The 21,675-nt window shown below is 56.1% G+C and carries 22 protein-coding genes and 1 other annotated feature; of the genes, 14 read left to right on the top strand and 8 right to left on the bottom strand.

Annotated features, from left to right (window positions below; translation table 11 throughout):
• The first annotated feature begins 263 nt into the window (after positions 1 to 263).
• From ACMGGP_RS03480 to ACMGGP_RS03490, 3 genes are read left to right on the top strand one after another with little or no spacing between them, the layout of a single operon-like run.
• Positions 264 to 932 carry a metal ABC transporter ATP-binding protein gene (locus ACMGGP_RS03480; RefSeq protein ID WP_033772778.1) on the top strand — a complete coding sequence of 223 codons (669 nt, stop codon included), beginning with the start codon at positions 264 to 266 and terminating at the stop codon, positions 930 to 932.
• Positions 929 to 1,768 carry a metal ABC transporter permease gene (locus ACMGGP_RS03485; RefSeq protein WP_187512285.1) on the top strand — a complete coding sequence of 280 codons (840 nt, stop codon included), beginning with the start codon at positions 929 to 931 and terminating at the stop codon, positions 1,766 to 1,768. Before ACMGGP_RS03480 ends, ACMGGP_RS03485 begins: the two co-directional genes overlap by 4 nt.
• A gap of 15 nt (positions 1,769 to 1,783) precedes the next feature.
• Positions 1,784 to 2,662 carry a metal ABC transporter substrate-binding protein gene (locus ACMGGP_RS03490; protein WP_475009788.1) on the top strand — a complete coding sequence of 293 codons (879 nt, stop codon included), beginning with the start codon at positions 1,784 to 1,786 and terminating at the stop codon, positions 2,660 to 2,662.
• 45 nt (positions 2,663 to 2,707) lie between these two features.
• Here ACMGGP_RS03490 and ykgO read toward each other — a convergent pair whose 3' ends face one another.
• The 4 genes from ykgO to ACMGGP_RS03510 form a co-directional block, all read right to left on the bottom strand.
• Complete coding sequence (gene ykgO / locus ACMGGP_RS03495) at positions 2,708 to 2,848, bottom strand: type B 50S ribosomal protein L36 (protein WP_010255896.1); 141 nt, start codon at positions 2,846 to 2,848, stop codon at positions 2,708 to 2,710.
• 11 nt (positions 2,849 to 2,859) lie between these two features.
• Positions 2,860 to 3,114 (bottom strand): type B 50S ribosomal protein L31, encoded by a 255-nt coding sequence (locus ACMGGP_RS03500; RefSeq protein WP_010671219.1) that lies wholly within the window; start codon positions 3,112 to 3,114, stop codon positions 2,860 to 2,862.
• 162 nt (positions 3,115 to 3,276) lie between these two features.
• Positions 3,277 to 6,432, bottom strand: coding sequence for a multidrug efflux RND transporter permease subunit AcrB (locus ACMGGP_RS03505; RefSeq protein ID WP_010255902.1), 3,156 nt, complete (start codon positions 6,430 to 6,432; stop codon positions 3,277 to 3,279).
• Between the two features lie 16 nt (positions 6,433 to 6,448).
• Complete coding sequence (locus tag ACMGGP_RS03510) at positions 6,449 to 7,642, bottom strand: efflux RND transporter periplasmic adaptor subunit (RefSeq protein ID WP_010255904.1); 1,194 nt, start codon at positions 7,640 to 7,642, stop codon at positions 6,449 to 6,451.
• Between the two features lie 142 nt (positions 7,643 to 7,784).
• On the opposite strand from ACMGGP_RS03510, the gene acrR reads away from it, so the two are divergent.
• Positions 7,785 to 8,423, top strand: coding sequence for a multidrug efflux transporter transcriptional repressor AcrR (gene acrR / locus ACMGGP_RS03515; RefSeq protein WP_010255906.1), 639 nt, complete (start codon positions 7,785 to 7,787; stop codon positions 8,421 to 8,423).
• Here acrR and rsmS read toward each other — a convergent pair.
• Genes rsmS through priC form a run of 3 tightly spaced genes read right to left on the bottom strand, consistent with a single transcriptional unit; the run spans position 8,420 to position 9,405 of the window.
• A complete protein-coding gene (gene rsmS / locus ACMGGP_RS03520; protein ID WP_010255907.1) occupies positions 8,420 to 8,572 on the bottom strand; it encodes a pleiotropic regulatory protein RsmS in 153 nt (50 codons plus the stop codon). The genes acrR and rsmS overlap by 4 nt on opposite strands.
• Positions 8,573 to 8,580: 8 nt before the next feature.
• Positions 8,581 to 8,826 (bottom strand): GlsB/YeaQ/YmgE family stress response membrane protein, encoded by a 246-nt coding sequence (locus ACMGGP_RS03525; protein ID WP_498798132.1) that lies wholly within the window; start codon positions 8,824 to 8,826, stop codon positions 8,581 to 8,583.
• Between the two features lie 57 nt (positions 8,827 to 8,883).
• Positions 8,884 to 9,405, bottom strand: coding sequence for a primosomal replication protein PriC (gene priC / locus ACMGGP_RS03530; protein WP_010255912.1), 522 nt, complete (start codon positions 9,403 to 9,405; stop codon positions 8,884 to 8,886).
• A gap of 57 nt (positions 9,406 to 9,462) precedes the next feature.
• Here priC and ACMGGP_RS03535 point away from each other — a divergent pair, with 57 nt between their 5' ends.
• From ACMGGP_RS03535 to htpG, 6 genes are all read left to right on the top strand, one after another.
• The gene (locus ACMGGP_RS03535; protein ID WP_010255914.1) at positions 9,463 to 9,852 is read left to right on the top strand and encodes a DUF454 family protein; all 390 of its coding nucleotides are present in this window, start codon (positions 9,463 to 9,465) and stop codon (positions 9,850 to 9,852) included.
• A gap of 144 nt (positions 9,853 to 9,996) precedes the next feature.
• Entirely contained in the window at positions 9,997 to 10,548 is a 552-nt protein-coding gene (gene apt, locus ACMGGP_RS03540; RefSeq protein ID WP_010671221.1) for an adenine phosphoribosyltransferase, read from the top strand.
• A 158-nt stretch (positions 10,549 to 10,706) separates the two neighbouring features.
• Entirely contained in the window at positions 10,707 to 12,803 is a 2,097-nt protein-coding gene (gene dnaX, locus ACMGGP_RS03545; RefSeq protein WP_498798133.1) for a DNA polymerase III subunit gamma/tau, read from the top strand.
• Positions 12,145 to 12,206, top strand: a sequence feature (DnaX frameshifting element). It overlaps the preceding gene by 62 nt.
• A 55-nt stretch (positions 12,804 to 12,858) precedes the next feature.
• On the top strand, positions 12,859 to 13,191 hold the full coding sequence (locus ACMGGP_RS03550) for a YbaB/EbfC family nucleoid-associated protein (protein ID WP_003850423.1): 333 nt from the start codon (positions 12,859 to 12,861) through the stop codon (positions 13,189 to 13,191).
• On the top strand, positions 13,191 to 13,796 hold the full coding sequence (recR, locus tag ACMGGP_RS03555; RefSeq protein ID WP_003850420.1) for a recombination mediator RecR: 606 nt from the start codon (positions 13,191 to 13,193) through the stop codon (positions 13,794 to 13,796). Before ACMGGP_RS03550 ends, recR begins: the two co-directional genes overlap by 1 nt.
• A 103-nt stretch (positions 13,797 to 13,899) precedes the next feature.
• Complete coding sequence (htpG, locus tag ACMGGP_RS03560; RefSeq protein WP_498798134.1) at positions 13,900 to 15,768, top strand: molecular chaperone HtpG; 1,869 nt, start codon at positions 13,900 to 13,902, stop codon at positions 15,766 to 15,768.
• 280 nt (positions 15,769 to 16,048) lie between these two features.
• Here the strand turns inward: htpG and ACMGGP_RS03565 are convergent, their stop codons facing one another.
• On the bottom strand, positions 16,049 to 16,918 hold the full coding sequence (locus ACMGGP_RS03565; protein WP_022626103.1) for a LysR substrate-binding domain-containing protein: 870 nt from the start codon (positions 16,916 to 16,918) through the stop codon (positions 16,049 to 16,051).
• A 186-nt stretch (positions 16,919 to 17,104) separates the two neighbouring features.
• Here ACMGGP_RS03565 and ACMGGP_RS03570 point away from each other — a divergent pair, with 186 nt between their 5' ends.
• The 4 genes from ACMGGP_RS03570 (at position 17,105) to ACMGGP_RS03585 (ending at position 21,172) form a co-directional block, all read left to right on the top strand.
• Positions 17,105 to 17,965, top strand: coding sequence for a DUF6024 family protein (locus ACMGGP_RS03570; RefSeq protein WP_010255933.1), 861 nt, complete (start codon positions 17,105 to 17,107; stop codon positions 17,963 to 17,965).
• 129 nt (positions 17,966 to 18,094) lie between these two features.
• The gene (gene adk, locus ACMGGP_RS03575) at positions 18,095 to 18,739 is read left to right on the top strand and encodes an adenylate kinase (RefSeq protein ID WP_010255934.1); all 645 of its coding nucleotides are present in this window, start codon (positions 18,095 to 18,097) and stop codon (positions 18,737 to 18,739) included.
• Positions 18,740 to 18,852: 113 nt separating this feature from the next.
• Positions 18,853 to 19,812: a ferrochelatase gene (gene hemH / locus ACMGGP_RS03580; RefSeq protein WP_022626102.1), complete on the top strand. Its 960-nt coding sequence runs from the start codon at positions 18,853 to 18,855 to the stop codon at positions 19,810 to 19,812.
• Positions 19,813 to 19,870: 58 nt separating this feature from the next.
• Positions 19,871 to 21,172, top strand: coding sequence for an inosine/guanosine kinase (locus tag ACMGGP_RS03585; RefSeq protein WP_010255936.1), 1,302 nt, complete (start codon positions 19,871 to 19,873; stop codon positions 21,170 to 21,172).
• Positions 21,173 to 21,675: the final 503 nt, after the last annotated feature.

Consider the following 21,675-nt stretch of genomic DNA (forward strand, 5'->3'; position numbering starts at 1 on the left):
TCTCAGTTTATGAGATTTGCCAGACGCCGCCGCAGGCCTTATCGCCAGCGCGGGTCTGCCAGTGCGTGCAGCTGGTATTTATCTTTTGATACACAATCCCACATTCAACAGAGAGCAACATCAGGTATCTTTACTGTTATGTTATAACATTATGGTGAAGTAATGCGTCAGAGTGGACTACTTATGTCACTGGGCGGGCGGCTGGGAGTAGCACTGCTATTTATCATGCTGCTTGCCGTGGCAATAAAATGGGGGATCAGCGCATGATCCTGTTTAACGCGCTTCGCGCGGGCTACCAGGGACAGGTTGTGACCCCGGCTATTACCGGCCAGCTCGCAGCCGGCTCGATGACCGCGCTGGTCGGCGCGAACGGTAGCGGCAAATCAACCCTGTTAAAAACCATTGCTGGCTTACTGCCACCGATAGCCGGGCGCTGCGAGCTGCAGGTTGCACGCCGGGATATCGGCTGGTTGCCGCAGCGCACCGAACTTGAGACCCGCTTTCCCCTGACGGTATTTGAACTGGTCTCTATTGGCTGCTGGCCACGCTGCGGCTGGTTCGGCGGCATTAACCGGATACTGCGTCGGGAGATCTGGCAGGCGCTGGAAGCGGTTCAGATGAGTGATTATGCGGATGCGCAGCCCGCGACGTTATCCGGCGGACAACTGCAGCGGGTATTGTTTGCGCGGCTGATGCTGCAGCGCAGCCAGCTCTGGCTTCTGGATGAGCCTTTTAACGGCATTGACAGCCAGACGGTGACGCTACTGATGTCGATCCTTGAGCAGCAACAGCAGGCCGGAACAACCCTGCTGGTGGTGCTGCACGATCGTCCGCTGGTGGCGCGCTACTTCAGTAACGTGATGTCGATGGATGAACGTGAGGTTAACTGCACCTGCCTGCCTGCTTCCTCTCTGCGGAGTCGTGCGCCGTGACCCTGATTCAACCCTTTATTGAGTTTGGTTTTATGCGACGCGCGCTGGTGGCCTGTCTGGCGCTGGCCGTCAGCGCCACGCCGCTCGGGGTATTCCTCTCCCTGCGACGTATGAGCCTGATTGGCGATGCCTTATCACACGCGGTACTGCCTGGTGCCGCCATTGGCTATCTGATCTCCGGATTGTCACTGGTCGCGATGGGTGTTGGCGGCCTGATCGCTGGTTTAGCCGTGGCGCTGCTCTCTGGCGCGGTCAGTCGCTACACGCCGCTGAAAGAGGATGCCAGTTTTGCCGGCTTCTATCTGGGTTCACTGGCGCTGGGCGTCACGCTGGTTTCATTACGCGGCTCAAGCGTGGATCTGCTGCACGTTCTGTTTGGCTCGCTGCTGGCGGTAGACAACGCAGCGCTGTTGCTGGTGGGCGGCATCGCTGCCTTTACGCTGATTCTGCTGGCGGTGATCTATCGTCCGCTGGTCATCGATGCGTTTGACGGCGACTTCCTGCGTGCGCAGGGAAAATGGAGCGCGCCGCTGGTGCATGGTCTGTTTTTAATGCTGGTGGTGCTGAATCTGGTGGCGGGTTTTCAGGTGCTGGGCACCCTGATGTCGGTGGGTTTAATGATGTTGCCCGCCGCCAGCGCCCGCTTCTGGAGTCGCCATCTCGCCGCAATGCTGGTTATCGCCATTTTCATGGCAATGATTTCGTCGCTGGCCGGGCTGATGATCTCCTGGCACTTCTCATTGCCGGCGGGTCCCGCTGTAGTGCTGAGCGCCGCCATGCTGTTTTTTTTCTCCATTCTTACAGGGCCGTGCGGCGGAATTTTACGCCGCCATTAATCTTAAGGGGTATCTATGAAAAAATTATCGGTTAGCCTGGCGCTCGCTGCGCTGTTTACCACGCCTCTGGCGATGGCCAAAACGGTGGATGTCGTGGCCAGCTTTACCGTGCTGGCTGACATCGTTAAGCAGGTCGGCGGCGATCATGTAAAGGTTAAAAGCCTGGTGGGGCCGAATGGCGATCCTCATACTTTTGAACCGACACCGCAGGACAGTCAGGCGCTGGCGAAGGCCGATCTGGTGTTTGTCAGCGGACTGGGACTGGAAGGGTGGATGGATCGGCTGGTCAGCGCCTCAGGGTATCGCGGTCAGCCCGTTGTCGCTTCAACCGGTGTCACCACCCGCAGCATGGAGGAGGAGGGTAAAACCGTTACCGATCCTCACGCCTGGAACAGCATGCAGAACGGCGTTATCTACGCGACCAACGTGATGAATGCGCTGGTCAAAGCCGATCCTGAAGATGCTCCGGCCATTCGTCAGCGTGGACAGAATTACATTCAGCAACTGCAGGCGCTGGATCGCTGGGCAAAAACCGCCTTTGACGCTGTGCCAGCCGATAAGCGTAAAGTGCTGACCAGTCACGATGCGTTTGGTTACTTTGGACAGCGATATGGCGTGACTTTCCTGGCGCCGGTAGGGTTCTCTACTGAGGCGGAAGCGAGTGCCAGCAACGTGGGTAATTTAATCACCCTGCTTAAGCAGCAGCACATCAATCGCTATTTCATTGAGAACCAGACCGACCCGCGTCTGGTAAAACAGATTGCCAGCGCCACCGGGGCAGAGCCGGGTGGTGAGCTCTATCCGGAAGCGTTATCCACGGCCTCTGGCCCGGCAGCCACCTATCAGGCGGCTTTTAAACACAACGTGAATGCGATGCTGAAGAGCATGCACTAAGCATAAAAAAGGCCGGGCAAGCCCGGCCAGTCATCACGACACAAACTAGCGTTTTTTCTTTCTTCCCTGTACTGCTTTAAACCGCGGGTTCGATTTACAGATAACGTAAATACGGCCTTTGCGGCGGACCACTTTACAATCCCGATGGCGATTTTTTGCTGAACGCAGCGAGCTTAATACCTGCATGATCCTCTCCTCTATTTCTTTCCAAGAAAGCGCCCGAAACGCTGGTTAAAGCGCGCGGTGCTGCCCTCTTTGGCAAAATCTTTCTGTTTACCGGTGTAGAACACATGTGAGGCAGACGACACATCCAGGGTGACGTAGGGCAGCGTTTCGCCTTCGAACTCCACGGTGCGATCGGTTTTGATGGTTGATCCGATTTTGAACCAGACATCAGCCGATGTGTCATGGAAAACCACGTGACGATAGTGAGGATGAATATTCGCTTTCATAATGCACACCTATGTAATGTTATACTATAACAATATTATGCGATGCACAGGCCAGGATTGCAACTGTCCGTGAGACAGGAAAAGCAAGGGGACAGGAAATGAGAAGGGCTGAATCGCAGGCATAAAAAAAGGCCGCTTGCGCGGCCTCAGATGATTTACAGCTTAGTGAGTCTGGTTATGCTCAACCGGATGACTATTCGCTGATTCTTCTTTTTTCTTGCCAAAGCGGCGGCGTACCACCACAAAGAACACAGGAACGAAGAAGATCGCCAGTATGGTCGCGGTGACCATACCACCGATAACGCCGGTACCTACGGCGTTTTGCGAACCGGAACCGGCACCGGTACTGATCGCCAGCGGCAGTACCCCGAGAATAAACGCCAGTGACGTCATCAGGATAGGACGCAGACGCATACGGCACGCTTCCAGCGCAGCTTCAATCAGCCCTTTACCCTCTTTATCCATCAAATCTTTAGCAAATTCGACTATAAGGATGGCGTTCTTGGTGGAGAGGCCGATGGTTGTCAGTAACCCCACTACGAAGTAGACGTCATTACTCAGGCCACGCAGGGTGGTAAAGATCAGTGCACCAATGACCCCGAGCGGGACAACCAGCATAACCGAGAATGGAATCGACCAGCTCTCGTACAGTGCGGCGAGACACAGGAAGACCACAATCAGCGAGATGGCATAGAGCGCAGGGGCCTGGTTACCTGACAAGCGTTCCTGATAGGACATACCGGTCCAGTCATAGCCGATACCGGCAGGCAGTTTCGCCGCCAGCTCTTCCATCAGGTCCATTGCCGCACCCGAACTTTTGCCTGGCGCAGCCTGTCCCAGGATTTCCATCGCAGGCAGACCGTTGTAACGCTCAAGGCGCGGTGAGCCATATTGCCATTTCGCTGACGAGAAGGCAGAGAAGGGCACCATGGTTCCGCTGCTGTTGCGCACGTACCATTTACCAATGTCGTCCGGCAGCATGCGGGCGTCCGCTTTACCCATGACGTAAACTTTCTTCACGCGACCGCGGTCAATGAAGTCATTGACGTAGGAACCGCCCCAGGAAGCCGCCAGCGTGGTGTTGATATCACTCAGTGATACGCCCAGCGCCTGTGCTTTCTCCTGATCGATGGTCAGCTTGTACTGCGGGGTATCTTCCATCCCGTTAGGACGGACGCCAACCAGCGTATCAGGATGCTGCGCAATCATGCCGAACAGCTGATTACGCGCTTCCGTCAGCTTATCGTGGCCAAGGTTATTCTGGTCGATCAGCTCAAAGTCGAAGCCGGTCGCGTTACCCAGTTCAATAATGGCTGGCAGGTTGAAAGGAATGACCATTGCATCTTTGATCGCGCCCAGCGCCTGCATGGCACGGCCAGCAATCGCCGGTACTTTCATGTCGCTGCCGGTACGCTCATCCCACGGCTTGAGACTGACGAAGGCGATACCGGTGTTCTGTCCACGACCGGCAAAGCCGAAGCCGTTAACGGTAAACACCGATTTAACCGTGTCTTTCTCCTGGGTCAGGAAGTAATCCGTCACCTGGTCCAGCACTTTCTGCGTACGCTCCTGGGTTGCACCAGCAGGCAGCTGCGCCTGAGCCAGCAGCAGACCCTGATCCTCTTCCGGTAAGAATGAAGAGGGCAGTCTCACAAACAGAAACGCCATACCGACCACGATCACCAGATAGATCACCATATAGCGACCCGTACTGCGAACCATGTGACCCACACCATCCACATAGTGGTTGGTGCTTTTGTCGAACATGCGGTTGAACCAGCCGAAGAAACCGGTGGTTTTACCGTGCTCGCCTTTTTTAATCGGTTTCAGCATGGTGGCACAGAGTGCCGGCGTCAGAATAAAGGCGACCAGCACCGACAGCGCCATTGCCGAAACGATAGTGATGGAGAACTGACGGTAGATAACACCGGTCGAACCACCAAAGAACGCCATCGGAATAAATACGGCAGCCAGCACCAGCGCGATACCGACCAGTGCGCCCTGGATCTGCTCCATAGAACGCTTAGTCGCTTCTTTTGGCGGTAATCCCTCTTCCGCCATTACGCGCTCAACGTTCTCGACCACCACGATGGCGTCATCCACCAGCAAGCCGATGGCCAGCACCATCCCGAACATCGTCAGGGTGTTTATCGAATAGCCAAAAGCGCTGATAACGGCAAACGTACCCAGCAATACCACAGGGACCGCGATGGTAGGAATGAGCGTGGCGCGGAAGTTCTGCAGAAACAGATACATGACCAGGAACACCAGCACGATCGCTTCGATCAGCGTTTTCACCACTTCGAAAATCGAGATTTTAACGAAAGGCGTGGTGTCATACGGATAGACCACTTTCAAACCGGCCGGGAACGTCGGCTGCAATTTGGCCAGTTCTTCTTTCACCGCATTGGCGGTATCCAGCGCATTCGCACCGGTGGCCAGCTTGATACCGATACCGGACGCAGGCTTGCCGTTATAACGGGCAACGATTTCGTAGTTTTCCGCGCCAAGTTCAATCCTTGCCACATCACGCAGACGAACCTGAGAACCATCTTCATTCACTTTCAGCAGGATTTTGCCGAATTCATCGGTAGAGGTGAGACGGGTTTGCGCAATGATCGAGGCGTTAAGCTGCTGTCCCGGAACCGGAGGCGTACCGCCCAACTGACCGGCAGCAACCTGGGTGTTCTGCGTATTCAGGGCGCTGATAACATCAACCGGCGTCAGGTTGTAGTTGTTCAGCTTGTGCGGATCCATCCAGATACGCATCGCGTACTGCGCACCAAATACCTGGGTATCACCCACGCCTTTGGTACGGCTGATCGGGTCTTTGATGGACGATGAAATAAAGTCAGAAATATCATTCTGCGTCATATTGTCATCGTCGCTGATGAAGCCCGCTACCATCAGGAAGCTACTGGAAGATTTCTTAACCTGAATCCCCTGTTGCTGTACTTCCTGCGGTAACAGCGGCGTCGCCAGCTGCAGTTTGTTCTGCACCTGAACCTGCGCGATATCGGCATCTGTTCCTGACTCAAAGGAGATCGTCAGGGTCAGCGTACCGGATGAGTCGCTGCTTGAGGACATATACATCAGTCCATCAATGCCGTTCATATTTTGTTCGATGACCTGGGTCACCGAGTCCTGCAGCGTTTTAGCATCTGCACCAGGGTAGGTGGCCTGAATCTCAATCGCCGGCGGTGCAACATTGGGATATTGCTCAATCGGAAGTTTGAGAATCGATAGCGCACCGACCAGCATAATGATGATGGCGAGCACCCACGCAAAGATGGGCCGATCGATAAAGAACTTAGCCATGAATCAACGGCTCCTGTTATGACGATGACTTGTCAGACTGCGGCTTTGAATCGGGTGCCGCTTTCGCATCGTCTGAGACTTCTTGTGGGGTAACCTGTGCGCCCGGCTTGGCTCGCTGCAGACCCGTGCTGATCACACGTTCACCCGCTTTAACACCGTCGGTGACTAACCACTTGTCGCCAATCGCCTGAGAGGTGGTGACCTGACGAGCTTCCACTTTGTTATCTGCACCTACCACCATGACCGTTGCCTGACCCGTTGGGGTGCGGGCTACCGCCTGTTGCGGAACCAGCAACGCATTAGGATTGGTACCTTCATCCAGACGAGCGCGAACAAACATGCCCGGTAACAGCGCATGGTTCGGGTTCGGGACAATGGCGCGCAGGGTGATAGAACCCGTGGTTTCATCAACGGTAACGTCAGAGAACTCCAGCGTACCTGTCTGTGGATAGCTGTTGCCGTTCTGCATCAGCAGGGTCACGTTGGCTTTGCCATCGTTCTGCTTCAGCTGACCCGACTCCAGTTCTGAACGTAAGCGCATGAAATCTTCGCTCGACTGGGTGACGTCGACATACATCGGGTCAAGTTGCTGCACAGTGGCCAGAGCGGTGGTTTGTGCGTTTTGTACCAGCGCACCTTCCGTTACTGACGATTTGCCGATGCGGCCACTGATAGGCGAGGTGACTTTGGTATAAGCCAGGTTAATGCGGGCCGTTTCTACATTGGCTTTTGCTACCTGAACCGCAGCATCGTTTTGCGCGGCCGTGGCAACGGCGGTGTCGTAATCCTGCTGACTGATATATTTGGTGCCGAGTAAAGGCTTATAACGTTTGACGGTCAGCTGAGCGATGCGTGCATTGGCCTGCGCCTGAGTTAAGTCACCTTTGGCGCTGTCATAGGCGGCCTGATAGGTAGCAGGATCGATCTGATAAAGAGACTGACCCGCTTTGACATCGCTGCCTTCAACAAAGTTACGCTTCAGAATGATACCGGAAACCTGCGGACGGACTTCGGCGACACGATATGCCGAGGTGCGGCCAGGTAATTCAGTCGAGATTTTCAGGGGTTCAGTTTTCAGTGTTACAACCCCCACTGCTGGCGGTTGCTGGGCGGCTTGTTCGGATTTATTGTTGTCACATCCTGTTAACAAAAAGCTGCCTGATAGCATCAGGACGGCCGCCAGAGGCGATAATCCTCTGATTTTATTCATAAATAAACCTCTAGTGTCCGATATCAATTGGTCAATGGATCACAAACTGAAAAACCCATTGCTGTGTCAAGTCGCAGGTCATGCTATGGTACATACATTCGCAAATGTATGTAAACTTACCTGTTTGTAAAAAAAGCCCCTTATGGCACGAAAAACCAAAGCGCAAGCACTTGAAACGCGACATCAAATTCTTGATGCCGCCATTGTTCTGTTTTCGCAGCAGGGCGTTTCAGCCACTTCTCTGGCGGATATTGCAACCGCTGCCAGCGTCACGCGAGGGGCCATCTACTGGCACTTCAAAAATAAAGCCGATGTATTACATGAAATATGGCTTCGTTGTGATGCTGGTCTGGACGATGTGGAACTTGAGTATCAGACAAAATACCCTGGCGATCCACTCTCTGTGTTGCGAGCGATGCTGGTCTATATCTTTGACGCGACAGCAAAGGATCCGCAGCGCCGCGCCTTGATGGAGATCATTTTCCACAAATGTGAATTTGTGGGCGAAATGTCGGCGCTGAAGAATATGCAGCAGAGCTTACTGCTGGAATGCTACGACAAAATTGAAGATGTGCTGCGCCAGTGTATCGAAGCCGGACAACTTCCGGGCAGTCTCAGCACGCGTCAGGCCGCTCTTATCCTGCGCGGTTACGTCAACGGTATGATGGAAAGCTGGCTGTTTGCGCCGGACAGTTTTGATTTAGCCGGAGACGCGCCGACGCTGGTCAATGCTTTTATCGATATGCTGCGCCTCAGTCCGACGCTGACTGCCCACCACTAAGCCGATGGGCGATCACGCTTGTTTTCGAAATCGCGCTGCACCATGGCCAGCGCTGAGAGCACGGTTTCTACCGGCAGTTGATGCTCTTCCAGTAGCTGAATCAGATCAACTGCCAGTTTGACGTCGTCAGGGGCATTTTCCAGTGACATTTCTTCTCCTAAATACGTAGTCGGGCCGCGACCAGCAGCATCACTAATGCACCGAGAATCGCCATGCCCAGTGCGCCAATATGCAGCGTTGCCAGGGTGCCCAGTTCAAAATAGGAGGCGATATAGCCGCCAATCAGTGCACCGATCATCGACAGCGTCAGGGTAGCAACCAGGCCGCCCGGTGGTCCCGGCATCAGCAGGCGCTTCAGCAACCCCAGCAGTAAACCGCTTAACAGCCACACAAGTAAAGCCATGGTTCTTCTCCGCGCCGAATCACACCCAGTATAGGAGCGCTTTTGTCACGCTGCGCTTTATTCGCTGCCGCGCAACGAAGAGGCCCATTCGACAGAGCGAATCGCCTGCCGACAGCGTGCCAGTCGCTGCTCTAACGTTTCCAGATCCTGTTTCAGCTGATGCTGTACCGCCAGCGTTTCGGCCAGCGCCAGCCGCTGCTCACGCTGATCGATCATTGCCAGCAAACGCCGTTCAAATTCACGGTACTCCTGATATTTTGCGGCGCGTGGGTTCCTGACGGGCTGTTCGCGTCGGGTACGCAGCTGTTGCGTACTCGCCTCACGTTGCAGGGCGGCAATCTGATCGACCAGGCGTTCAGCCAGCCAGGCACTGCGGGCCAGATCGTGGCTGCTGTCGCAGAGCCGGGCAAAATTCTGTTCCACTTCCAGCAGGTAATCAGCCAGCCGCGTGCCTTTGGTGCGAAACAGCTGAGTATCAAAACGTGGCAGACGGCAAACTCCATCTGAATGGCAGGCAAGCTCCTGCCGCAGGGCGATAAGGAGCTGTTGCAGGCGCTGTTGTATGGCGATCGCACTCATCGCGTGACGCTCAATTGTGCTAACGTACGCTGATGAGGAAAGAGTTGGGCGGCATTCATGCAACGCATTCTGTTATTAACCCTCGGCTGGCTGGCGATTGTGCTGGGGACGCTGGGCATTGTATTACCTTTATTACCTACCACGCCATTCATGCTGCTGGCGGCCTGGTGTTTTGCCCGTTCATCGCCGCGTTTTCATCACTGGCTGCTGTGGAAATCGCCATTTGGCCGCTATCTGCGTCACTGGCAGCAGCATCGCGCGATGCCGCCAGGGGCTAAAGTACGCGCTATCTGCCTGATAGTCGCCACCTTTAGTCTCTCACTCTTCCTGGTGCATCAGCTCTGGGTACGCATCATGCTGCTGATCATGCTGGCGGCGCTGCTGCTGTTTATGTGGCGTATTCCGGTGGTGGCAGAAGCAGCGGACGCACCGCCGCCGCCGCGATAAAGTTGCATTTAGCCGGTCATTTGCTTAGATTTGGGCGTCTTCGTGCGTGGCTTCCCTTTGTGAATTGACTTCCGCTGAGCCTGTTATCAGGTATTAGCGCTTTTGAAGCTGCGCGAAACAGAATTTTTTACCAGGCGTATCATTATGACCGACACTGCGCAGCAGCTTGAATTCATTAAAAACAGCATTAAAAGCATTCCCGATTATCCTAAGCCAGGCATCCTGTTCCGCGATGTCACCAGCCTGCTGGAAGATCCCAAAGCCTATGCCGCGTCGATTGCGCTGCTGGTTGAGCGTTACCGTAATAAAGGCATCACTAAGGTGGTGGGGACGGAAGCGCGCGGTTTCCTGTTTGGTGCACCGGTGGCGTTAGGCCTCGGCGTCGGTTTTGTTCCGGTGCGTAAGCCCGGCAAACTGCCCCGTGAAGTCTACAGCGAATCCTATGAGCTGGAGTACGGCACCGATAAGCTGGAATTGCACAAAGATGCCATCCAGCCAGGCGATCTGGTGCTGGTGGTTGACGACCTGCTGGCGACCGGCGGGACGATTGAAGCGACCGTTAAACTGATTCGTCGTGCAGGCGGTGAAGTTAAAGACGCGGCTTTCATTATTAATCTGTTCGATCTGACCGGAGAAACGCGTCTTAATGCCATGGGCGTTGAGAGCTACAGCCTGGTTAAATTCCCCGGCCACTAAGCCACTCTTTCGGCCTTGCCATCCGGCGAGGCCGTCACGCCTTCGGCGTCAAGATAACGAGTGCCAGCCAAAAGCGTAGCTGATAGACTACTGCAATCTTATACAGGGGTTGCAGAGCGTCTGCGCTCATCTTTCCATCCAACTTCGTCGAACTCCACATGAGCTATCAGGTACTTGCGCGAAAATGGCGTCCCCAGGCTTTTGCTGATGTTGTCGGTCAGGAACATGTTCTGACGGCGCTGGCGAATGGATTGTCTCTGGGACGCATCCATCATGCTTATCTCTTCTCCGGCACCCGCGGAGTAGGGAAAACCACTATTGCGCGTCTGCTGGCCAAAGGCCTTAACTGCGAAACCGGTATCACTGCCACCCCCTGTGGTCAGTGTGATAACTGCCGTGAAATTGAGCAGGGCCGCTTTGTCGATCTGATTGAGATTGACGCCGCATCGCGTACCAAAGTTGAAGATACCCGCGATCTGCTCGACAACGTGCAGTACGCCCCGGCGCGTGGCCGCTTCAAAGTCTATCTGATCGATGAAGTGCATATGTTGTCGCGTCACAGCTTCAATGCGCTGTTAAAGACGCTGGAAGAGCCCCCTTCACACGTTAAATTCCTGCTGGCGACCACCGATCCGCAGAAACTGCCGGTGACCATTCTCTCGCGCTGCCTGCAGTTCCACCTCAAAGCGCTGGATGTGGATCAAATCCGTCAGCAGCTTGAGCATGTTCTGAAGCAGGAACAGATTGAGAGTGAAACCCGGGCGCTGCAGCTGCTGGCGCGGGCTGCCGATGGCAGTATGCGCGATGCGCTGAGCCTTACCGACCAGGCCATTGCCATGGGGCAGGGCGCGGTGACCAGCAGTACGGTCAGCGTCATGCTCGGCACGCTGGACGATGAACAGCCGCTGGGGCTGCTGGAAGCGCTGGTCGACGGTGACGGTCAGCAGGTGATGAGCCTGTTGAGCCAGGCCGCGTCACGGGGTGTGGAATGGGAAGCGCTGCTGGTAGAAATGCTGCGCCTGCTGCACCAGATTGCGATGGTGCAATTGCTGCCGACCTCGCTTAATGACGATGATGAGAGTAACGCACTTCGCTTGCGTGAACTGGCGCGGGTGGTGCCGCCCGCCGATCTGCAACTCTATTATCAGACCCTGCTGATGGGCCGCAAGGATCTGCCTATTGCGCCCGATCGTCGCATGGGTGTGGAGATGACGCTGCTGCGTGCACTGGCGTTTCATCCTAAAGCTGCCGTGGCTGAACCCATTGCGCGTCCCGCATTAACTCAGCAGACGGCGCCTGTCGCCCCTGCGCAGACGTCACCGGCAGCATCCGGCCCATCGTCGTTAGCACGGCAACCGGCAGCACAGCCAGCCTCACCGTCACCTGCCGCTACGCCGCCGTCGCACACCGCGTCGCCCGTCGCGCAGCAGACTCAACAGCAGGTGCCGGAGCAGACGCAGCAGCAGGTTGCCGCTCAGCCGCAGATGGCCGCGCCCGATGCTGCACCGCAGCATTCGCCGTCGCCAGATGCCACACCGGATACCGCACTTTCCAGTTCCACCAGTCAGCTCCTGCAGGCGCGCACTCAGTTGTTGCGTCAGGGAGCGAACAAGCCAAAAAAGCGTGAGCCGGCAGCGCCAGGTGCGCGGCCGGCCAACTCCGCGCTGGAGCGGCTGGCCTCGGTCACCGAGCGCAGTCAGCAGCGTATCCGCGATCGCGAGCCTGCTGCCCCGGTAAAAGAGGAAGCGTACCGCTGGAAAGCGGTCAATCAGCCGGTGGAAGTGGCGGAGCCGGTGGCGACGCCAAAGGCCTTGCGTTCTGCGCTGGAGCATGAGAAAACCCCTGAGCTGGCGGCGCGTCTGGCCGAAGAAGCACAGCAGCGCGATCCCTGGGCCGCAGAGATTGCGATCCTGCCGCTGCCGAAACTGGTGCAGCAGCTGGCGTTAAATGCCTGGAAAGAGACCACCGAAACTGGGGTCTGCCTGCATTTGCGTAGCAGCCAGCGTCACCTTAATTCACCGTCGGCGCAGCAGGTATTAAGCGATGCGCTGAGTCAGCATGCCGGGCAGAGAGTTGAACTCTCGGTAGTTGAAGACGATAATTCATCGGTGTTGACGCCACTTGAATGGCGTCAGGCCATTTACGAAGAGAAACTGGCGCAGGCGCGTCAGTCAATCACCTGTGATACCCACATCCAGACGCTGCAGCGCTTTTTTGATGCCGATCTGGATGAGGAGAGTATCCGACCTGTTTGAACACGCTGCTGCTATCTTAACGATAGCGTTGTAGCCTCAGCTGAGAGAGAAAACTATGTTTGGTGGTAAAGGCGGATTGGGCAACCTGATGAAACAGGCCCAGCAGATGCAGGACAAAATGGCCAAGGTTCAGGAAGAGATTGCCGCGATTGAAGTGACCGGTGAGTCTGGTGCTGGCCTGGTAAAAGTCACCATTAACGGCGCGCACAACTGCCGTCGCGTGGAAGTCGATCCCAGCCTGCTGGAAGATGACAAAGATATGCTGGAAGATCTGATTGCAGCCGCGTTCAACGATGCGGCACGTCGCATTGATGAAACCCAGAAAGAGAAGATGGCTTCTGTCTCTTCAGGCATGCAGCTGCCACCAGGCTTTAAGATGCCGTTCTGATGCAAACCAGTCCACTGCTTGAATCTTTGATGGAGTCGCTGCGCTGTCTGCCCGGCGTTGGGCCGAAGTCGGCGCAGCGCATGGCGTTTCAGCTGCTGCAGCGCGATCGCAGCGGTGGCATGCGGCTGGCGCAGGCGCTGACCCGGGCGATGTCGGAGATCGGACACTGCGCCGATTGCCGGACATTCACCGAGCAGGAAATTTGCACCATCTGCGCCAATCCAAGGCGTCAGCAGAATGGTCAAATCTGCGTGGTGGAAAGCCCGGCGGATATTCACGCCATTGAGCAAACCGGCCAGTTTGGCGGTCGCTACTTTGTGCTGATGGGACATCTCTCGCCGCTCGACGGCATCGGTCCGGCTGATATTGGCCTGGATCGTCTGGAGCAGCGACTGGAGAGTGAAACCCTGCAGGAAGTGATCCTCGCCACCAACCCGACGGTTGAAGGCGAGGCGACCGCGAACTACATCGCGGAACTCTGTGGTCAGTATGGCGTCGACGCCAGCCGTATCGCGCACGGCGTGCCGGTGGGCGGTGAGCTGGAGATGGTTGATGGCACCACGCTGTCCCATTCACTGGCGGGCCGCCAGAAGTTTAAATTTTAATCACTTGCCGGTGTTGTGACAGACACCGGCTTGAAAATCTCCCTGTCACCCCCACATCAACCTCAACGTTTGTTCAACCTGTTTTGTTGAGGTAGCAATGACCATGAAAGGACAAGAGACCCGTGGCTTTCAGTCGGAAGTAAAACAACTTCTGCACCTGATGATCCATTCTCTCTATTCAAACAAAGAAATTTTCCTGCGTGAGCTGATCTCCAACGCCTCGGATGCGGCAGACAAACTGCGCTTCCGTGCCCTGTCAGATTCCAGCCTGTATGAAGGTGATGGCGAGCTGCACGTTCGTCTCTCTGTTGATAAGGACAACCGTACCATTACGCTCAGCGACAACGGTATCGGTATGCGTCGCGATGAGGTCATTGAGAACCTCGGGACTATCGCCAAGTCAGGCACCAAATCCTTCCTTGAATCGCTGGGCTCCGATCAGGCGAAAGATAGCCAGCTGATTGGTCAGTTCGGTGTCGGTTTCTATTCTGCATTCATCGTGGCGGATAAAGTCACGGTGCGTACCCGTGCCGCGGGCGCGTCAGCCGAAGAAGGCGTGTTCTGGGAATCCGCAGGCGAGGGCGAATATACCCTGGCTGAGATTGAGAAAGCCGATCGCGGTACCGAGATCACCCTGCATCTGCGCGAAGACGAGGATGAGTTCCTGGATGCATGGCGCGTGCGCAACATCATCAGCAAATATTCCGATCACATCGCGCTGCCGGTTGAGATCGAAAGCAAAGATGAAGAAGGCGAAGGGACACACTGGGAGAAGATTAACAAAGCCCAGGCGCTGTGGACCCGCAACAAATCTGAGATCAGCGACGAAGAGTACAACGAGTTCTACAAGCATATCGCCCACGATTACAGCGATCCGGTCGCCTGGAGCCACAATCGGGTGGAAGGTAAGCAGGAATATACCAGCCTGCTCTACATTCCGGCGCGTGCGCCATTCGATATGTGGAACCGCGATCAGAAACATGGCCTGAAACTCTACGTACAGCGCGTCTTTATCATGGATGACGCTGAGCAGTTTATGCCGAACTATCTGCGCTTTGTGCGTGGCCTGATTGACTCCAACGATCTGCCGCTGAACGTCTCCCGTGAGATCCTGCAGGATAGCCGCGTGACCCAGAGCCTGCGCGCTGCGCTGACGAAGCGTACCCTGCAGATGCTGGAAAAACTGGCGAAAGATGACAACGAGAAATACCAGACCTTCTGGAATGAGTTTGGTCTGGTGCTGAAAGAGGGCCCGGCGGAAGATCACGCTAACCAGGAGACGATCGCTAAGCTGCTGCGTTTCGCCACTACCCAGAGCGAAGGTTCAGCACAGACCATTTCGCTGGAAGATTACGTCAGCCGCATGGTGGAAGGTCAGGAGAAGATTTACTACATAACCGCTGACAGCTATGCCGCCGCGAAGAGCAGCCCGCATCTGGAACTGTTCCGCAAAAAAGGCATTGAGGTGCTGCTGCTCTCCGATCGCATCGACGAATGGATGATGAGCTACCTCACTGAGTTCGATGGTAAAACCTTCCAGTCAGTCAGCAAAGCGGATGAATCGCTGAGCAAGCTGGCGGATGAAGAGACCGAAGAGCAGAAAGAGGCGGAAAAAGCGCTGGAGCCTTTTGTTGAGCGGGTGAAAACTCTGCTGGGCGAACGCGTGAAAGAGGTGCGTCTGACGCATCGCCTGACCGATACTCCGGCGATTGTCACCACCGACGCCAACGAGATGACCACGCAGATGGCGAAGCTGTTTGCCGCGGCCGGACAGGAAGTGCCGGAAGTGAAGTACCTGTTCGAAATCAACCCGGATCATCCGCTGGTGAAACGTGTTGCGGATACGCAGGATGAAGTACGCTTCGGTGAGTGGATTGAGCTGCTGCTGGATCAGGCCTTGCTGGCCGAGCGCGGCACGCTGGACGATCCTAACCAGTTTATCCGCCGCATGAACCAGTTGCTGACCGCATAATGGTAACAGGCCGGTGGTTTTCACCGGCCTGAAGTTGCAGCTACGATGCTGGCTCAGGGAGCATACGCCCTCCGCAAAGACGCAAAAAGCCGCCATCCCTGGCGGGCTCAGCGCGGGCCATCCATGGCCCGCGATGCTTTGCTCCAGGCGTATGCTCCCATCGCATTGACTCTGATGCCGTCTGTCTGAATCAGTCAGCGCTGATTGTGAGCGGGATTTCAGGGTTAAAAAGCAGTAAATTTGTCAGCTGTCTGAAGCCGGTGACCCTCACCGGCTTTTTTTATGGTTTTGCGGCATCCTGCAGCCAGTCGCGAAACAGGCTGATCTCTGTATCGTGCCGACGGCTCTGTTTCGTCATCATCCATGTGGCCCGCTCGACGCGTACAAAGCCAAGCGGCGCAAGCAGCGTGCCATCCTCCAGCTCTTTGCGTACCAGCAAACGGGGTGCCATCAGGACGCCAAGACCACTTCGTGCGGCCTGAATCCCCAGTGTCAGACTCTCAAAATGCTTACCGCCGTTAAAACGGCCGCTGACCCCAGCTTTGTCCGCCCACTCTGACCAGGCGTGCAGCCGGGTATCCGCATGCAGCAGGGGCATCGCGGCCAGATCCTCGCCGACCCGCAGTTGCGAAGCAAAGTGAGGTGCGCAGAGCGGTCCAATCTCATCCTCGCTGACCAGCGTGGCGTCTATGTCAGATTCAGGTGGCTCGCCGTGACTGAGGATCAGCACATCCACATGTTCGCTGCGCAGTTGCGAGATCTGCGTCAGCGGCTGGAAGTGAACTTCAATCTCCGGATAGCGTTGATAAAAGCTGGCGATACGGGGGATCAGCCATTGCGACAAAAAGCTGGGGGCGCAGGAGACCCGAATCTGCTGAAGCAGCCCGGTACGAATGCTTTCGCAGCTGCTGCGCAACTCACTGAACGCCTGCTGACAGCTCAGCAGCAGACGTTCACCGTGTGAGGTCAGTTTCACGCGGCCATGGCTGCGGACAAAAAGTGGTTTGCCCATCCAGCTCTCCAGCTGGCGAATCTGATGGCTGATGGCGCTGTGCGTAACATGCAGATGTTCAGCCGCCACGCTAAAACTGCTGTGTAAGGCTGCCTGGTGAAAATAGTGCAGCGCTCTCAGTGGCGGCAGTCCGTTCATCCTCTTCCCCTGTGCAAAAATCTAACAGGGATTGTCAATTTATATCATTTTAAAGTCCAGCCGCATTGACCTACTCTGTAGGGCAAATTCTGGCGGGTTGACTCAGCCTTATATCTGTGATTTTTCAGGGTATTCCGCCTCGCTTAACCAGCGTTCACGCCGCACACTCCCCGAAGCGAGACAACCATGGCACACCGCTCTTTATCCTCTGAAACTTCAGCAGAGGCGCGCCATCGGTTACGCCTGGCGCTCTCACGTTTTTACCGGCTGGAGCAGTTCGATCTCTTCTTCGCGCCCTCGCTGCATGTGGCGCAGGTCCTTCTTTCTCAGCTCTTTCTGCGGCAGGAGCAGGCGCGCAATCAGCACCGTTACGCCTCGCACTTTCCGGTAACCGAACTCAACATCCTGCCAGCAGTTCCGCTGATCGCGGGCAGCATCATGCTGGTACCGCATGTCGAATTGCCCAATGGCCGCGTGCGTCCGCTGCGGGATTGCCAGAACCAGGGTGTGACGGAGGCGAGCGAGAGTTTTGCCAGCGTGCTGCATCAGAAACTGATCGACGAAGCCCATCTGTTTGTCACCCGACTGGATCGCCACGCTGAGATCTGCAGCGATCTGGTGCTGGTGGCGTTGCGGACCCATGACTTCAGTACGCTGGTGCGCAGCGAACTGCGGCTTTTCGAACAGGGGCTGACCCTGACCGCCACGCATGAGGCACTGCGCCGCTTCGACGATCCGCACTGGCGGCCTTACAATGCCGCCACCGTCGATGCGCTCTCCCTGTCAGACCCGCTGCCGCTGAACTCCTGCCATCAGCCCGGTTTGCCGTTTGCCAGCTTTAATGTCCCGGCCTCCGTGATCACATCGCTGTCAGATGCGGAAGATGTGGTGAAATGGCCGCAGCAGGCGCGGCTGCTGCTGAATGCTAACGTGCGCGGCAGCGGCAAAAAAAGCGTGAATATGACCCATCATCTGAGCCGACGACTGCAATTCCTGCTCGGCTCAGGCGGTAAATCTGAAAAAGCGTCCGGCAGGCCAGGCGGGTAGGGGGCAGGGCCAAAAAGCAGCTCAGGTCGCCCTGCGCGATCCGCGCCCTTCCTTGTGATGAGCGGGTCATAATGGTATGTTCTTTCGCTTCTAAGATAGATCAATGCGATTCGCAAGGGGATTTACGCAATGCGTATTATTCTGCTCGGAGCTCCGGGCGCAGGTAAGGGGACTCAGGCCCAATTCATCATGGAGAAGTATGGCATTCCGCAAATCTCCACCGGCGACATGTTGCGTGCAGCAGTAAAAGCAGGCAGCGAGCTGGGCAACCAGGCGAAAGCCATCATGGATGCTGGCAAACTGGTGACCGATGAGCTGGTGATTGCGCTGGTCAAAGAGCGTATCACCCAGGAAGACTGCAAAAACGGTTTCCTGCTGGACGGTTTCCCGCGCACCATTCCTCAGGCAGATGCAATGAAAGAGGCCGGGATCACCGTTGATCACGTGCTGGAGTTCGCCGTACCGGATGAACTGATCGTTGAGCGTATCGTGGGCCGTCGCGTTCACACGCCATCAGGCCGCGTTTATCACGTCACTTTTAATCCACCGAAAGTGGAAGGCAAAGATGATGTGACCGGCGAAGAGCTGACCATGCGTAAAGACGATCAGGAAGAGACCGTGCGTAAGCGCCTGGTGGAATATCATCAGATGACCGCGCCGCTGATTGCTTACTACAGCAACGAAGCGGAAGCGGGCAACACTGCCTATCACAAAATCGACGGCACCCGTAAGGTGACCGAAGTCAGTGCCGAGCTGGCTAAGATCCTGGGCTAAGTTCACAGGGGCCGGTATTACTGGCCCCTTTTGCAGTAATCGCTTTTACCTCCCACTAATTCCGCTACAATTTCCCCGTTTTCACGCATCCCCGTTGTTATCAAGGAACTCAAATGAGGCAAGATAAGGCCGGCGTGTTATTGGTTAATTTAGGTACGCCAGACGCGCCCACCACACCTGCAGTTAAACGCTATCTGAAACAGTTTTTAAGCGATCCGCGCGTGGTCGATGCGCCGCGCTGGCTCTGGTGGCCGGTTCTCAATGCCGTTATTCTGCCGTTTCGCTCGCCGCGCGTCTCTAAGCTCTACTCATCGGTCTGGATGGAAGGCGGTTCACCGCTGCTGGTTTACAGCATGCGTCAGCGCGATGCGCTGGCGGCACGGGTCGATATGCCCGTCGAGGTGGGCATGAGCTACGGTAATCCCAGCCTGAAAAGCGCGGTTGATAAGCTAATGGCGCAGGGCGTGACCCGCCTGATTGTGCTGCCGCTCTATCCGCAATTCTCCTGCTCCACCGTGGCGGCAGTGTGGGATGGCCTGACCGCGGTATTCAAAGATTACCGCTCGCTGCCTGATGTGCAGTTTATCCGCGACTACGCCGAACATCCGGCCTATATCGCCGCGCTGAAAGCGACGGTGGAGCGATCCTTTGAGCGGCACGGTCAGCCCGATCTGCTGGTGTTATCCTTCCACGGCATTCCGCAGCGTTTTGCTAACGAAGGCGATGACTACCCGCAGCGCTGTGCGGATACCACGGCGGCCCTGGTCAAAGCACTTGGCCTGCGTGACGATCAGTATATGATGACCTTTCAGTCGCGTTTTGGTCGTGAGCCGTGGCTGATGCCCTACACCGATAAAACCATGGAAAGCCTGCCCGCTAAAGGGATCAAACATGTTCAGGTGATGAGCCCGGGCTTCTCGTCAGACTGCCTGGAGACGCTGGAAGAGATCAGTGGTGAAAACTGCGAAATCTTCATGCATGCCGGGGGTGAGAAGTTTGAGTATATCCCTGCGCTGAACGCCGATGAGGCGCATATCGACATGATGGTGCAACTGGTCGACGCACGCCGTTAAAGCGCAGGCGGAGAGTGTGATATCATTCTCTGCCTGTTTTTCCAGACGGCACCTCCCGATGAAATTTCCCGGCAAACGCAAATCCAAACACTACTTTCCTGTCAGCGCACGCGATCCCCTGTTACAGCCCGCCCAGCACGATGTTGATGCAGGCAGCTGGGTGGTGGGTATCGACCAGACGCTGGTGGATATCGAAGCCAAAGTCGATGACGCTTTTCTCGCACGTTATGGCCTGAGTGCCGGGCACTCGCTGGTTATCGATAATGCCGTCGCGGAAGCGTTGTACAACGAGCTGATGCAGGAAGCGCTGATCACCCATCAGTTTGCTGGTGGCACCATCGGTAACACGCTGCATAATTTCTCGGTGCTGGCCGATGACCGCTCCGTGCTGCTGGGCGTCATGTGCAATAACATCCAGATTGGCGGCTACGCCTATCGCTATCTCTGTAACACCTCAAGCCGGGTCGATCTTAACTATCTGCAGGGCGTGGATGGCGCCATTGGACGCTGCTTTACGCTGATTGGCGAACATGGCGAGCGAACCTTTGCTATCAGCCCCGGCCAGATGAACCAGCTGCATCCGGATAACGTACCGGAAGAGGTGATCGCCGGAGCCTCTGCGCTGGTACTGACCTCCTATCTGGTGCGCTGTGCCGAAGGTGAACCGATGCCACAGGCAACGTTGCGGGCGATTGAGTATGCCAAACGCCACAACGTGCCGGTGGTGCTGACGCTGGGCACCAAACATGTGATTGGCGACAATCCTCAGTTCTGGCGCGATTTCCTGCGCGAGCATGTCAGCATCGTGGCGATGAATGAAGAGGAAGCGCTGGCGCTGACCGGCGAAAGCGATCCGCTGCTCGCCGCCAATATGGCGCTGGACTGGGTCGATCTGGTGCTGTGTACTGCTGGCCCGATTGGGCTCTATATGGCGGGTTACACCGAAGAAGAGTTCAAACGCAAAACCAACCATCCGCTGCTGCCTGGCGCGATTGCTGAATTCAACCAGTATGAGTTCAGCCGGGTGATGCGCCAGCAGGATTGCCAGCAGCCGCTGCGCATTTTCTCGCACATCGCGCCTTATATGGGCGGACCGGAAAAGATCATGAACACCAACGGCGCCGGAGATGGTGCGCTGGCGGCGTTACTGCATGACATCACCGCCAACAACTATCACAGCCTGAATGTGCCGAACTCCAGCAAACATGCGCGTCCTTACCTGACCTACTCATCGCTGGCGCAGGTATGTAAATATGCCAACCGCGTCAGCTACCAGGTGCTGAATCAGCATTCGCCGCGTCTGACCCGCGGTCTGCCGGAGCGGGAAGACAGTCTGGAAGAGTCTTACTGGGATCGGTAAAGCTGGCAGCTGCCGCGCATAAAAAAGCCCTTCTGAAGAGAAGGGCCTTAGAAGACTGGCAACGTCTGGCTCGGTTAGCGATGAGATCGAGCCTGCTCAGGGAACACGGTCAGACCGGAAAGTCGGTTAAGCCATCCCTGGCCGCTCGTCCCGCACGACTACGCACCTCATCCCTGAGGTGCGCCCATAGCTGGGCCAATGCTTTGCGTTGTTCAAAACGCTCCCGGCGTTTTTAGTACGCACCTCATCCCTGAGGTGCGCCCGTAGCCGGGCCAACGCTTCGCGTTGTTCAAAAACGCTCCCGGCGTTTTTAGTACGCACCTCATCCCTGAGGTGCGCCCGTAGCCGGGCCAACGCTTCGCGTTGTTCAAAAACGCTCCCGGCGTTTTTGTCCGGGCGGCGGGACGCTTTCCTCTTCTGCCCGTGTTCCCTGCGTGTTGAGTTTATTCGTTGCGGTAAAATTCACCCTGATTTTGATAGATCAGTAGGCTGCCAGGTTTTGC

It is taken from the genome of Curtobacterium sp. BNK-1, assembly GCF_048685235.1.
In the GTDB taxonomy this organism is placed as follows: Bacteria; Pseudomonadota; Gammaproteobacteria; order Enterobacterales; family Enterobacteriaceae; genus Pantoea; species Pantoea agglomerans.